The 14073-nt window shown below is 66.6% G+C and carries 9 protein-coding genes and 1 pseudogene; 6 read left to right on the plus strand and 4 right to left on the minus strand.

Annotated features, from left to right (window positions below; translation table 11 throughout):
* Nucleotides 1-219 precede the first annotated feature (219 nt).
* Both cphA (J0L98_RS06095) and cphA (J0L98_RS06100) read left to right on the plus strand, forming a co-directional pair.
* Nucleotides 220-2415, plus strand: coding sequence for a cyanophycin synthetase (gene cphA / locus J0L98_RS06095; RefSeq protein ID WP_296410680.1), 2196 nt, complete (start codon nucleotides 220-222; stop codon nucleotides 2413-2415).
* An 80-nt stretch (nucleotides 2416-2495) separates the two neighbouring features.
* Nucleotides 2496-5066, plus strand: a complete 2571-nt coding sequence (gene cphA, locus J0L98_RS06100; RefSeq protein ID WP_296410682.1) for a cyanophycin synthetase — start codon at nucleotides 2496-2498, stop codon at nucleotides 5064-5066.
* 663 nt (nucleotides 5067-5729) lie between these two features.
* On the opposite strand, the gene J0L98_RS06105 is transcribed toward cphA (J0L98_RS06100), so the two are convergent.
* The 3 genes from J0L98_RS06105 to J0L98_RS06115 are packed head-to-tail and all read right to left on the minus strand — an operon-like array spanning nucleotide 5730 to nucleotide 9709.
* Nucleotides 5730-7277: a glycerol-3-phosphate dehydrogenase/oxidase gene (locus J0L98_RS06105; RefSeq protein WP_296410684.1), complete on the minus strand. Its 1548-nt coding sequence runs from the start codon at nucleotides 7275-7277 to the stop codon at nucleotides 5730-5732.
* Nucleotides 7274-8764, minus strand: a complete 1491-nt coding sequence (gene glpK / locus J0L98_RS06110; protein ID WP_296410685.1) for a glycerol kinase GlpK — start codon at nucleotides 8762-8764, stop codon at nucleotides 7274-7276. Before glpK ends, J0L98_RS06105 begins: the two co-directional genes overlap by 4 nt.
* A gap of 54 nt (nucleotides 8765-8818) precedes the next feature.
* Entirely contained in the window at nucleotides 8819-9709 is an 891-nt protein-coding gene (locus J0L98_RS06115; RefSeq protein ID WP_296410686.1) for a hypothetical protein, read from the minus strand.
* A 178-nt stretch (nucleotides 9710-9887) separates the two neighbouring features.
* On the opposite strand from J0L98_RS06115, the gene J0L98_RS06120 reads away from it, so the two are divergent.
* Nucleotides 9888-11201 (plus strand): hemolysin family protein, encoded by a 1314-nt coding sequence (locus tag J0L98_RS06120; protein ID WP_296410687.1) that lies wholly within the window; start codon nucleotides 9888-9890, stop codon nucleotides 11199-11201.
* Here the strand turns inward: J0L98_RS06120 and J0L98_RS06125 are convergent.
* On the minus strand, nucleotides 11198-11731 hold the full coding sequence (locus J0L98_RS06125; protein ID WP_296410689.1) for a hypothetical protein: 534 nt from the start codon (nucleotides 11729-11731) through the stop codon (nucleotides 11198-11200). The genes J0L98_RS06120 and J0L98_RS06125 overlap by 4 nt on opposite strands.
* 173 nt (nucleotides 11732-11904) lie before the next feature.
* Here J0L98_RS06125 and J0L98_RS06130 point away from each other — a divergent pair, with 173 nt between their 5' ends.
* The 3 genes and pseudogenes from J0L98_RS06130 to cysW all read left to right on the plus strand — a co-directional run.
* Nucleotides 11905-12918 (plus strand): sulfate ABC transporter substrate-binding protein, encoded by a 1014-nt coding sequence (locus J0L98_RS06130; protein ID WP_296410690.1) that lies wholly within the window; start codon nucleotides 11905-11907, stop codon nucleotides 12916-12918.
* Complete coding sequence (cysT, locus tag J0L98_RS06135; protein ID WP_296410691.1) at nucleotides 12918-13757, plus strand: sulfate ABC transporter permease subunit CysT; 840 nt, start codon at nucleotides 12918-12920, stop codon at nucleotides 13755-13757. The genes J0L98_RS06130 and cysT overlap by 1 nt, the downstream gene beginning before the upstream one ends.
* Nucleotides 13757-14073: pseudogene (gene cysW / locus J0L98_RS06140) on the plus strand (sulfate/thiosulfate ABC transporter permease CysW); the annotation flags it as partial. The gene cysT and the pseudogene cysW, both read left to right, overlap by 1 nt.

Below are 14073 nucleotides of genomic sequence, written 5' to 3' on the forward strand. Positions count from 1 at the left end.
GCCTAACAAAAGGGCCACAGAAAAGGGCCGGCGTGGGGCAAAATTGCGTTCGAAGTTTACTGACTCGTTACAGGCGCGTACACCCGGCGATCAGGCAGAATCGCCGGCTGATCGATATTTTTTTCTCCGGTAATCCAACCGGCCTCTGCCGCGTTATGTGAAGTTCAGTTTTCGTTTCACCGTGCCGCTACCCAGCTCGTCACTTCCACCGCCTTGCCCATGACCAACAAAACGATCGAATTCCTGAACGTGCTCCATCTGCGGGGACCGAACATCTGGACCTACCGCTCCGTCCTCGAGGCATGGGTCGACATCCATGACCTGGAAGACTGCCCGTCCAATGTCATCCCCGGTTTCTACGAGCGGCTCACCGCGATGCTCCCGAGTCTGGTCGAGCACCGCTGCAGCATTGGTGAGCGTGGCGGTTTTCTCAAGCGGCTGCGGGACGGCACCTGGCCCGGGCATATCCTCGAGCACGTGACCCTGGAGCTGCAGAACCTGGCCGGCATGACCGGAGGCTTCGGCAAGGCCCGGGAAACCGCCATCCGCGGTGTGTACAAGGTGGTCATCCGCGCCTGGCAGAAGGATGTCTCCATGGCGGCCCTCAACATGGGCCACGACCTGCTGATGGCGGCCATTGAGGATCGTCCCTATGACGTGGATGCCGCCGTGCTGCGCCTGCGTGATCTGGTCGATAGCTACATGTTGGGCCCGAGCACCCGCTGCATCGTCGAGGCCGCCGCCGACAAGTCCCGCCGCATCCCCTTCATCCGCCTGCTGGCCGAAGGCAATCTGGTGCAGTTGGGCTATGGTGCCCGCCAGCGTCGTATCTGGACGGCGGAGACCGATCGCACGCCGGCCATCGCCGAAAGCATCTCCCGTGAGAAGGATCTCACCAAGAGTCTGCTCGCATCCTGCGGGGTGCCCGTGCCCGAGGGCCGCATCGTCGATGGCGTTGAGGATGCCATTGAGGCGGCCGAGGACATCGGCTTCCCGGTGGTGATCAAGCCCAGCGATGGCAACCATGCCCGCGGCGTGTTCACCAATGTGCGCAGCGCCGACGAGATCCGCGAGCTCTACCCCCTGACGGCTGCCGAAGGCTCCGAGGTGATTGTCGAGCGCTTCATCCGCGGCGCCGAGCACCGCCTGCTGGTGGTGGGGGGCAAGATGGTTGCCGCCAACAAGGGCGACATGGTGTCGGTGGTGGGCGATGGCGAGCACTGCATCGACGAACTCATCGAGACCCAGATCAACTCCGACCCGCGCCGGGGTGTCGAGCACGAGTTCCCCCTCTACCTGATCAAGCTCGACAACTACCCCGCGGCGCAGATGGAGGTGGCCCGTCAGGGCTTCACCGGCGCCTCGGTGCCGGCGGCCGGCCAGGAAGTGATGATCGTCCGCACCAGCAACATGGCCTTCGACGTGACCGACGAAGTCCACCCCGACACCGCCGAGTTGGCCTGTCTGGCCGCGCGTATCGTCGGCCTGGACATCGCCGGCGTCGACCTGGTCTGTGAGGACATCTCCCAGCCCCTCGCCGGGCAGCAGGGTGCCATCGTCGAGGTCAATGCCGGCCCCGGCCTGCTGATGCATATCAAGCCTGCGGTCGGTCAGCCTCGCCCGGTGGGCGAGGCCATCGTCGATCATCTTTTCGCGAAGGATGAGGATTCCCGCATTCCCGTGGTCGGGGTGACGGGCAGCCGCGGCAAGACCCCGGTGGCCCGGCTCATTGCTCACCTGCTGCGTATCTCGGGCCAGTACACGGGCCTGGCCTGCAGTGAGGGGGTGTTCCTGGATGGCCGCCAGGTGGAGACCGCCGAAGGTACCAATTGGGATGCGGCCGAGCGGGTGCTGATGAACCGCTCGGTGGAAGCTGCCGTGTTCGAGAACAGCTGCCGCAGCATCCTGGCCGATGGCACGGTGTACGACCGCTGCCTGGTGGGCGTGGTCACCAACGTGGATCCCGAGCTGCATTTCGGCGAGTTCTACATCGACAGTGCCGAGAAGGTCTGGAATGTCTTCCGCACCCAGGTGGACCTGGTGCTCTCCTACGGGGTCGCTGTGCTCAACGCCGAAGACCCGGCGGTGGTCGAGATGGCGGAGCTGTCGGACGGTGAGGTGATCTTCTATGGGGTGGATGCCGATGCGGCTGCCATTTCCGCTGCGCGGGCCGACGGCAAGCGCGCGGTTTATATCCGCGACGGGGCCATCGTCCTGGCCGGTGGCGCCAAGGAAGATCCGGTGGTCCGTCTCGACCGGATCGCCATGCTGGCGGGCGGTGCCGGGGCGCAGCCGGGTGTGCTCTCCAATCTGCTCGGCGCCATTGCCGGGGCATGGGCCCTGGGGATTTCGCCGGCCATGATTCGTGCCGGCGTTACCCCCTACGATCCCAAGGCACCCCTGCGCAACGACTGAAGCGCGCGTCCAACCGAACCCGAATTCCGGCCGGCTTTACCTGCGCTGCCGGTGACAATAAGAGACAAGGACTGAAATCCATGGAAGTTTCACGCATCCGGGCTCTGCGCGGCCCCAATCTGTGGAGCCGGCACACCGCGATCGAGGCCATCGTGTCCTGCACCGCTGCCGAATGCGACATCGATGCCGTTCCCGGCTACGAGGCGCGCCTGCGCAATCTGTTTCCCGAGATGGGCTTTCTTGAGGCCGAGAGCCACCTGGGCGCCATCTCTGTCGCCCATGCCCTCGAGATGGCCGCCCTCGGCCTGCAGGCCAGTGCCGGCTGCCCGGTGACCTTCAGCCGCACCTCCAAGACCCTTGAGGAGGGCGTCTTCCAGGTGGTGGTCGAGTACACCGAGGAGAAGGTCGGGCGACTCGCCTTCGACCTGGCCATCGAGCTGTGCCGTGCCGCCGAGAGCGATGGCCCCTTCGATCTGGCCAGCGCCCTGGCGCGCCTGCAGGAGCTGGACGAGGACGTGCGTCTCGGGCCCTCCACGGGCTCCATCGTGCAGGCCGCGGTGGCCCGGGGCATTCCCTATCGGCGCCTCACCGAAGGCAGCCTGGTGCAGTTCGGCTGGGGCAGCAAGCAGCGCCGTATCCAGGCCGCCGAGACCGATCTGACCAGCGCCGTGGCGGAATCCATCGCCCAGGACAAGGAGCTCACCAAGACCCTGCTGCGGGCTGCCGGCGTGCCGGTGCCCCTGGGGCGTTCGGTGACCAGCGCCGAGGACGCCTGGCTGGCGGCCCGCGAGATCGGCGGGCTGGTGGTGGTCAAGCCCCGCGACGGCAACCAGGGCAAGGGCGTGGCGGTCAAGTTGCGTACCCAGGAGGAGGTGATGAACGCTTTCCGCGTGGCCGAGGAGATCAGCGACGACGTGCTCGTCGAGCGCTATCTGCCGGGGCACGACTATCGCCTGCTGGTGATCGGCAACAAGCTCATCGCCGCCGCCCGGCGTGATCCGCCGCTGGTGGTGGGCGACGGCAAGCGCACCATCCGCGAGCTGGTTGACCACGTTAACAGCGATCCGCGTCGGGGTGTGGGCCATGCCACCTCCCTGACCAAGATCCGCTTCGACGAGATCGCCCTGGCCACGCTGACCAAGCAGGGCTACGACGCCGACTCCGTTCCGCCCAAGGGCAAGCGGGTGATCCTGCGCAACAACGCCAACCTGTCCACCGGCGGTACGGCCACCGATGTCACCGACGACGTGCATCCGGAGGTGGCCGAGCGTGCCATTGCCGCGGCCCGTAACATCGGCCTCGACATCTGCGGCGTGGACGTGGTGTGCGAGAGCATGCTCGAGCCCATGGAGGCCCAGAGCGGCGGCATCGTCGAATGCAACGCCGCCCCCGGCCTGCGCATGCACCTGCAGCCCTCCTACGGCAAGGGCCGTCCGGTGGGCGAAGCCATCATCGCCAACATGTTCAAGCCCGGAGAGAACGGTCGCATCCCGGTGGTGGCGGTGGCCGGCACCAACGGCAAGACCACTACCGTGCGCCTCACCGCCCACCTCCTCGGCGTGGCCGGCAACCGGGTGGGCATGACCAACTCCGATGGTGTCTATGTGGGCAAGCGCCGCATCGACACCGGCGACTGCAGTGGCCCGCGCAGCGCCCGCAACATCCTGCTCCATCCGGATGTGGATGCGGCGGTCTTCGAGACCGCCCGTGGCGGCGTGCTGCGCGAAGGCCTCGCCTTCGACCGCTGTGATGTGGCCGTGGTGACCAACATTGGTATGGGTGACCACCTGGGCCTGTCCTACATCAGCACCGTGGAAGACCTGGCCGTGGTCAAGCGCGTGATCGTGCAGAACGTGGCGGCCCACGGCACGGCCGTGCTCAACGCCGCCGACCCCATGGTGGTGAAGATGGCCGGCGCCTGCCCGGGCTCGGTGCTGTATTTCGCCGCCGATCAGTACAACCACGTGCTCAACACTCACCGGGTGCAGGGCCACCGGGTGATGTTTGTGGATGGCGACGCCATTGTTGCCGTGCAGGGCGAAGAGAAGTTCCGCGTACCCCTGGCTGGCATCCCCATCACCCGCAACGGCACCATCTCCTTCCAGATCGAGAACGCCATGGCCTCCATCGCTGCGGCCTGGGCGCTGGGCCTGTCGGTGGATACCATCCTCAAGGGCGTTGCCACCTTCATCAACGATGCGGCCACGGCACCGGGGCGTTTCAACGTCTTCGATTACAAGGGCGCCACCCTGATCGCTGACTACGGCCACAACCCGGACGCCATCCAGGCCCTGGTTCAGGCCGTCGAGAGCATGCCCGCAGCACGTCGCTCGGTGGTCATCAGCGGCGCCGGTGACCGGCGCGATGAAGACATCCGCGAGCAGACCCGCATCCTTGGTGCCGTTTTCGACGATGTGATCCTGTACCAGGATGAATGCCAGCGTGGCCGCGCTGATGGCGAGGTGCTGGCCCTGCTGCAACAGGGCCTGGTGGATGCCCCGCGGACCAAGAACGTCTGCGAGATCCGCGGTGAGTTCCTGGCCATCGACACGGCGCTGGGCCGCCTGCAGCCCGGCGACCTGTGCCTGATCCTGATCGACCAGGTGGAGGAAGCGCTGGAGCACATCGCCAAGCGCATCGCCGAGGTCTGAGTCCGGCCCCGGTTGTGCCCAGCTTGCAGTGAAAAGGGCGACTTGAGTCGCTCTTTTCACGTGGGGAGGTCGAATGAACCTGCGTTCCTCAGTTGTTCTCTCTGAAACAGATTCAAACCCAATGCTGACGCGGGCTTGCCCTCCACAGGCCGGACCACCCTATGGGTGAAACTGAGGGGGTTATGGGACGCGCTGGTGGCGGCTGGAGGGACTGTGGGGGCGACTTCAGTCGCCCGCGGACTTAGATCAAGGGTGTGTCGGTGATTGACGCGCGGATGGGCGACTGAAGTCGCCCCTACAGAAGAGACCGTATTGACCGTCAGATGACGCGTCAAACAGAGGAAATTAGGTTCATCCTATTTTCCTCTGTTGTCCTCCCCGAACCAGACGCAAACCCATTGCTGACGCGGGTTTGCCCTCCACTGGCCGTATCGCCCGATGGGTGAAGCTGAATGGGTTTATGGGACGCGCTGAGGGCGGCTGGAGGGACTGTGGGGGCGACTTCAGTCGCCCGCGGACTTCGATCAAGGGTGTGTCGGTGATCGGCGCGCGGATGGGTGACTGAAGTCGCCCCTGCGAAGAGACCGCATCGACTGTCAGACGACGCGTCAAACGGGGGGGCAGGATGGATTCGGCCTTCGCGCCTTCATTGACCGGCTCACGTCAACGCGGGGTGAGGAAGCCCTCCGCCAGCCGCTGGAAGGATTCGGTCTGTTCTACGGCCTGGTTTGCGTCGAGGCCCAGCTCTTCCGCCAGGATGGCGGCGACTGCCGGAGCCGAGTCCTGGGCGCTTCGGGCGTCGATGAACAGGGCACGGTGGCGGCGGGCGAGGATGTCTTCGACGCTGCGGGCCAGCTCGTGGCGGATGGCATGGCGGACTTCGGCTTCGGTGAGGGTGAGTGCCGGATGAATCCGTCTTCCGGCGCCGGGCAGGGTGTCCACCTCGGGCCGGTCGGTGCCGAAGACATCCTCGCAGGCCGAGCCCGGATGGCCGTGGAGTGGTAGTTCGCGGGTGCTGCATGGCCGTGCCGCTAGCCCGCCGACGGGGATGGCGGTATCGACGATCTGCTCGCCCATGCGCCGGTAGGTGGTCCATTTCCCTCCCGCGACCGACACCAGCCCCTGCCGGGAGACCTGGATCAGGTGTTCACGGGACAGGGCCGCTGTGGTGCCGCCCTTCGCGTCATCCAGCCCACTTCCGATCAAGGGGCGCAGGCCGGCAAAGGCGCTGCGCACGTCCTCCCTCCGGGGTGGGCGGGTGAGATAGCGGCCGGCGGTTTCCAGGATGAAGTCGATCTCGCCGTCCAGAGGGCAGGGCTCTAGGGGCAGATCAATGCGGGGCGTGTCGGTGGTGCCCAGGAGCACCTTGCCCTTCCACGGAATGGCGAACAGCACCCGGCCATCCGGGGTGTGGGGGATCAGCAGGGCTGAGTCGGTGGGCAGGAAGTCCCGGTCGAGCACCAGATGGGCGCCCTGGCTGGGTGCCAGCTGGGCGGGAGCCTGCGGCTCGTCGAGCTGGCGCAGGGTGTCGGCCCACACACCGCCGGCGTTGATGACCACCCGGGCGGCGATGCTGAAGCACGCGCCGCTCTCCGCGTCGCGGGCGTCCGCACCCACCACCCGACCGGCCTCGTGGCGCAGGGCGGAGACGGGCAGGTAGTTGATCGCCAGGCCTCCCAGATCGAACACCGAGCGCATCAGGGTGATGGCCAGGCGGGCGTCGTCGAAACGGGCGTCCATGTAGGCAATGCCACCGACCAGGCCTTCCTGCTTCACGCCGGGCAGCGCGGCCACGGTGTCGCGGGCGGACAGCAGGCGGCTTGCCCCGAGGCTGCGGCTGCCGGCCAGCCAGTCGTAGGCGGTCAGGCCCACGCCCAGCATCAGGCGGTCCCACTGGCGATATGCCGGCACGACGAAGCGCTGGGGATGCACCAGATGGGGGGCATTGGCGAGCAGGATGGCGCGCTCCTCCAGGGCTTCGCGAACCAGCCCCAGGCGACCCTGGGCCAGGTAGCGCACGCCGCCATGGATAAGCTTGGTGGAGCGCGAGCTGGTGCCCTTGGCGAAGTCGTGGGCTTCGAGGAGGAGGGTGGCATAGCCCCGGGCGGCGGCATCCACCGCGCAGCCCAGCCCCGTTGCCCCGCCGCCGATGACCAGCACATCCCAGCGGGGTGTGCTGCGCAGGCGGGCGAGCAGGGCCGCGCGTTTCATGGCCGCGCCCAGTCGCGGCTGCGCGCCACCGCACGATGCCATTCAGCCAGACGTTCGTCCCGCCAGGCGTCACTGCGACCGGGCTCGAAGACCCGTTCCGCCTCCCACAGGTGGGTCAGTTCGTCCGGGGAGCGCCAGATGCCCACAGCCAGCCCGGCCAGCAGGGCGGCGCCAAGGGCGGTGGTCTCGGTCTGGCGGGGACGGATCACCGGCACGCCGAGGAGGTCGGCCTGGATCTGCAGGAGCAGGTTGTTGCGCGCCGCGCCGCCGTCGGCCCGCAGTTCGGTGAGGGGGCCGGCGCCGTCGCGGTTCATCGCTTGGACCAGATCCACGGTCTGCAGGGCGATGGCGTCCAGTGCTGCGCGGGCGATGTGGGCCTTGCCCACGCCGCGGGTCAGACCCACCAGGGTGCCGCGGGCGTAGCCGTCCCAGTAGGGGGCGCCCAGGCCGGCGAAGGCTGGGACGAGCAGGGCGCCATGGCTGTCCGGCACGGAGGCGGCCAGGGCTTCGATGTCGGCCGCCTGTTCGATCAGGCCGAGGCCGTCGCGCAGCCACTGGACCACCGCCCCGCCGATGAAGACGCTGCCTTCGAGCATGTAGTCGGTGCGCGGGCCGATGCGCCAGCCCAGGGTGGTGAGCAGGCGGTGTTGCGAGGGCACGGCCCGGGCACCGGTATTGAGCATCAGGAAGCAGCCGGTTCCATAGGTGTTCTTGGCCATCCCGGGTTGCAGGCAGGCCTGGCCGAAGGTGGCGGCCTGCTGGTCGCCGGCCAGCCCGCCGATGGGGATGGCCGCGCCGAACAGCGAGGCGGCCGTCTCGCCCAGCACGCCGCTGCTGTCCACCACCTCGGGCAGCAGCGCGGCGGGGATGTCGAAAAGGGCCAGCAGCTCCGCGTCCCAGCACTGGCGGTGGATGTCGAACAGCAGGGTGCGGGAGGCATTGCTGGCGTCGGTGACGTGGCGGGCGCCGGTGGTGAGCTGCCAGACCAGCCAGCTGTCGATGGTGCCGAAGGCCAGCTCGCCGGCCGCTGCCCGGGCGCGGGCATCCGGGATGTGATCGAGCAGCCAGGCCAGCTTGGTGGCCGAGAAATAGGCGTCCAGTTCGAGGCCGCTGCGGCTCTTGATCAGGGGAGCGTGGCCGGTCTGGCGCAGGCGCTCGCAGGCGGCAACGGTGCGGCGGTCCTGCCAGACGATGGCGGGCGCCAGGGGGCGGCCCGTGGCGCGCTCCCACAGCACAGTGGTTTCACGCTGGTTGGCGATGCCGATGGCGGCCACCTCGCGGGCGGTGATGCCGGCGGCGGCAAGGGCCTGGCGGGCGCAGTCGAGCTGGGTCTGCCAGATCTCCAGTGGGTCGTGCTCCACCAGGCCGGGGGCCGGGTAGGACTGGCGGAATTCCTGCTGGGCGGTGGCCAGGACGTGGCCCCGGTCATCGAAGACGAGAGCCCGGCTGCTGCTCGTACCCTGGTCGAGGGCGAGGAGGTAGGGCATGGACAGGCCTCCGGCAGATGGTGTGCCGATGATACGGCAGCCCGGCCTGAATCCTTAGCAGCGGCTGCCTTCGGGGCGTCGGGTGAAGCCGAAGCCGTCGCCACCCAGGCCGGTGGGCTGGATGCAGATGATCAGGGCCAGGGAGCGGGCTGATCGGCCGATGTCGGGCGGGAAGGCGGCGAAGGGCACGGCCCGCTCGACGACCGACTTCACGAAGGCGATCTCTTCCTGCTGGTCACCGGCATTGACCACCTTGAAGCTCTTCAGGCTGCCGTCGGGGTTGAGGCGCACTTCCACGGCGGCACTGTGGAGGCCACGGGCACGGGGGTCATTCTTGACGAAGGATGCGCTGCGGTTGAGCTTCTTGACCAGGGCATCCATGTAGAACTCGAGGCTGAACGGGTCCACCGGCGGGCTGTCGGGGATGCGCTCGATCAGGTCGGTGGGGTCGTTGCGACGGCGGCTGCCTCCCTCCTGGGGCCGCTCGAGATTGTCCCGGCCGGATTCGCGGGCGATCTCCCGGGCCATGGCCATGGAGCGCTCCGCCAGATCGGGCTTGGGCCTGGCCTTGGCCTCGGTGGCCAGTTCGTTGAGGAAGCTGTCCATTTCCTGCTTCTGGGCGACGGTCCATTTTGGTGTCGGCTCCGCCTGTCGCACCGTCGGGGCCACGTCCTTGCGGGCGGTGAGGATGCGCGGCCGCGGCTCCCTGGGGGCCGGTTTGGCTTGTCGGGCTTTGCTCGGCACGGGCGGCGGGGCCGGGCGGGTCTCGGCGGGCGGCTTGCGGGCCTGGCGGGGTGCCAGGCGTGCCTGTAGCTGGGGCGCTTCCGGGGTCTCCTGGGGCGGCTTGCTGATCTGGATCAGCAGCACGAGGGCGTGGGCGAGCAATGAGATCGCGATCGCCAGGTGCAGGGGGCGCGGGGAGGGAACATAGTGCGGTTGAAACATCGGCCGGATTCTAGACCGGCGGGCAGGGCGGCGCTTGGGTTTTACATGGGCTCACCGTTGTGGCGCAGACCCTCATGCGGCCGCGCATTCCCTTACGACAAGGCCCCCGGGCCGGCTACAATGCACACCTCTATTGACCCCAGGGCCGCAGTCTGCATGACAAGGGGCGGCCTTACTGATGGATATAGTTCTACTGCTGTTGCTGATTCTGCTCAATGGCGTCTTCGCCATGTCGGAAATGGCTGTCGTTTCATCCCGCAAGTCCCGCCTGCAGAACCTCGCCGATGATGGCAGCCCGGGGGCAGGCTCCGCCCTGATTCTCCATCAGGATCCATCCGGTTTCCTGTCCACCATCCAGGTGGGTATCACCTCGGTGGGCATTCTCAGTGGTGCCATCGGCGAGGCCGCCATTGCCGACCCCCTGGCTGCCTGGCTGGGCAGCTTTACCACCATCGAACCCTACGCCAGGGGCGTGGCCCTGACGCTGACGGTGGTCGGCCTGACTTATTTCTCTGTGGTGGTCGGCGAGCTGGTTCCCAAGCGTCTGGCCCTGCTGGCGCCGGAGGGCATCGCCACCCTGATCGCCCGTCCCATGATGATCCTGGCCCGGCTGGCCCATCCCCTGGTGACGGTACTGTCGGGCTCGTCGGCGGCGATCCTGCGCCTGCTCGGCGCCCGCCGCAAGGAAGAGCCGCCGGTGACCGACGACGAGATCAAGGTGCTGATGGAGCAGGGCGCCGAAGCCGGCGTCTTTCACGAGAGCGAGCAGGAGATCGTCTCCAACGTGCTGCGCCTGGATGAACAGCGCATCTCGGCGATCATGACGCCGCGCCGGGAGATGTTCGTCATCGATCTGGAAGAGGATGAGGAGATCGTCTGGCAGCAGCTCAAGGAAACGAGCTATTCCCGGGTGGTGGTATGCCGGGATGGCCTCGAACATGTACTCGGTGTGCTCCAGACCGGTGATCTGCTGAAGAAGGCTCTGGGTGGCGAGCGCGTCACCCTGGCGGATCTGGAGGCCTTGCTACGTCCGCCCCTGTATGTGCCCGAGACGGTGAGCACGACCCAGCTACTCGAGAGCTTCCGGCGGGCCCGCCTGCAGTTCGCCCTGCTCATCAATGAGTATGGCGATGTGCAGGGGGTGGTGACCCTGACCGATGTGCTGGCGGCCATTGTCGGTGAACTGTCGGTGCCCGAAGCACCGGAAGACCGGGACATGCTTCAGCGTGAGGACGGCTCCTGGCTGGTGGACGGCGACGTGGGCATCGAACGCATGAAGTCGGTGCTGGATATTTTTGACGATCTGCCCGGGGAGGACGAGAACTCCTTCAACACCCTGGGCGGCTTCATCATGCACACCCTGGGCCGGGTGCCGGCCCCCACCGACCACTTCGAGGCCGCCGGCTGGCGCTTCGAAGTCATGGACATGGATCGCAACCGCGTGGACAAGGTGCTGTTGTCGGTGCTGCCCCCGCTGGCGGAAGAAGACTAGCGGCCGCACCACTCCCGGCGGTCGCCGCGGCCCCAGGGCTGGGATAGCCGCTCCACTTGGGCCATGGTGCTGCGCACCTTCCCGCTGCTGCCGTCAAAGAGCACATTGAAGCGCGCCGGCTCCGACCACACATCGCAGTAACGCCATTCCCACACCAGCTCGTCGCGGGCCTTGTAGTAGATCGTCCAGCCCGTATAGGACGGCCCGAGGATGCGCAGCACCGCATCCTGGCTCATGCCGGGCTGGATGCGTGCGAAGTGCGCCGGGCTCATCACGTTCTCCATGGACAGCACACGCCCGTCGGCGCCGGTATGCATCATCCAGGTCCGGTAGCCCATCGGGCCCTGGGGGAAGACGAGCTGTTCCCCGCCATCCGGCTTTGACCAGCGTAGCGCGGGTGCCCCCAGGATGCGCTGGGCGTCCGCCACGCTGCGGATCGTCCCGGGATCAAGCCCAAGCGGAAGGTGCGCGCAGGCTGTGAGGCCGAGGCACAGGATGGTGAGTGGCAATGCCGGACGGAGTAACTTCATGAGGCGCTCCTGATGAGGATGGACGAGGGGCAGAGCTTGCTGTTTATAACCATTTAAAAGGATCGGGTTTGATCCTTTTTCTTTTTAGGAATATATAAAGCCATTTTTATTGGTTTGGTGCGTTGCGGCTACTCCCTAGACTCGAGGCCTATTCGAAAATAAGGAGAAGCTCCATGTCCCCGACCCGCTCCATTCTGCGCCCCCTGGTCGCTGCACTCCTCGGTCTTGCCGCGCTGGCCTCGGCGCCGGCCCAGGCGGATACCACCCTTCTGAATGTCTCCTATGACGTGTCGCGGGAGCTCTACAAGGATGTGAACCCGGCCTTCATCGCCAAGTGGCAGAAAGCCGGAGGGGACAAGCTCACCGTCAATCAATCCCATGGCGGTTCCAGCAAGCAGGTCCAGTCCGTGGTGGCCGGCCTGGAGGCGGACGTGGTGACCATGAACCAGGCGCCGGACATCGAGGCCCTGGTCAAGAATGGGCTGGTCTCGCCGACCTGGCGCAAGGCCTTTCCCCATGAGGCGGCACCTTACACCACCACCACCATCTTCCTCGTCCGCAAGGGCAACCCCAAGGGCATCAAGGACTGGTCCGACCTGACCCGCGCTGGCCTGCAGGTGATCGTGCCCAATCCCAAGACGTCCGGCAACGGCCGCTACACCTATCTTGCAGCCTGGGGCTATGCCCTGCAGAAGACCGGCAGCGAGGCGGGTGCCCGGGACTTCGTCAGCAAGCTGTTCGCCAACGTGCCGGTGCTGGACGGCGGTGGCCGTGGTGCCACCACCACCTTTACCCAGCGGGATATCGGTGACGTGCTGATCACCTTCGAGAACGAGGCCACCCTGATCGACCAGGAAGTGGGCGGTGACAAGTTCGACGTGGTGTACCCCTCCCTCTCCATCGAGGCGGCCGCCCCGGTGGCGGTGGTTAATAAGGTGGTCGACAAGCGCGGCACCCGCAAGGCCGCCGAGGCCTACCTGAACTTCCTGTTCGCCCCGGAAGGCCAGGAGATCATCGCCAGGCACCATTTCCGCCCGCGTGATCCGGCAATTCTGAAGAAGTACGCCAGCCGTTTCCCGGCGGTGAAGACCTTTACCGTGGAAGAGAAGCTGGGGGGCTGGGATGCGGTGCAGAAGACCCATTTCGCCGATGGCGGCGTGTATGACCAGATCGTGGTGAAACGCTGATGGCTGCGTCGTCCACTTCCTTCCGGGTGCTGCCCGGCTTCGGGCTGAGCCTGGGCTACACCCTGGGCTACCTGTCGCTGATCGTGTTGATCCCGCTGGCCGCGGTGTTTCTCAAGGCGGGCTCGCTGGGTTTCGAGCACTTCTGGGCTGCCGCCACCTCGCCGCGGGTGCTGGCTTCGTACCGGCTGTCCTTCGGGGCCTCGTTGATCGCTGCTGCCATCAATGCGGTGTTCGGGTTGCTGCTGGCTTGGGTGCTGGTGCGCTACTCCTTTCCTGGCAAGCGCCTGGTCGATGCGCTGGTTGATCTGCCCTTCGCCCTGCCCACCGCGGTGGCCGGCATCGCGCTGACTGCCCTTTACGCCAAGAACGGCTGGGTCGGCAGCGTGCTCGAGCCCCTGGGCATCAAGGTGGCCTTCACCCCGCTGGGGGTGTTGGTGGCGCTGGTCTTCATCGGCCTGCCCTTCGTGGTGCGGACCGTCCAGCCCATCCTCGAGGACCTGGACACCGAGTATGAGGAAGCCGCGGTGAGCCTGGGTGCCAGCCGCTGGCAGGCCTTCCGGCACGTGGTCTTCCCGACTCTTTCCCCGGCCTTGCTGACCGGCTTTGCGCTGGCCTTCGCGCGTGCCGTGGGCGAGTACGGTTCGGTGATCTTCATCGCCGGCAACATCCCCATGGTGTCGGAAATCACCCCGCTGATGATCATCACCAAGCTCGAGCAGTACGACTACGCGGGCGCCACCGCGGTGGCCGTGGTGATGCTGATCTTTTCCTTCATCCTGCTGCTGATCATCAATGGCCTGCAGGCCTGGACAGCCAAACGTACCGGGAGGGCCCGCTGATGGCCGGCGCCGCTGCAGTACTGCATGGGGCGGGAGACCAATCCGCCCGCTTCGAATCGAAGGCCGCGACCCGCGAGCCGACCTGGGTCAAATGGACGCTGATCGCCATTGCCCTGAGCTTCTTCGCCTTCTTCCTGCTGCTGCCGCTGATTGCGGTGTTCGTGGAGGCTTTCCGCAAGGGCTGGGATACCTACATCAATGCGCTGCTGGAGCCGGACGCGCTGGCTGCGGTGCGGCTGACCCTCCCTGCAGCCGCCATCTCGGTGCCGCTGAACCTGGTGTTCGGGGTGTCGGCTGCCTGGGCGATCACCAAGTT

The organism is Zoogloea sp., assembly GCF_017302315.1.
Lineage (GTDB): Bacteria > Pseudomonadota > Gammaproteobacteria > Burkholderiales > Rhodocyclaceae > Zoogloea.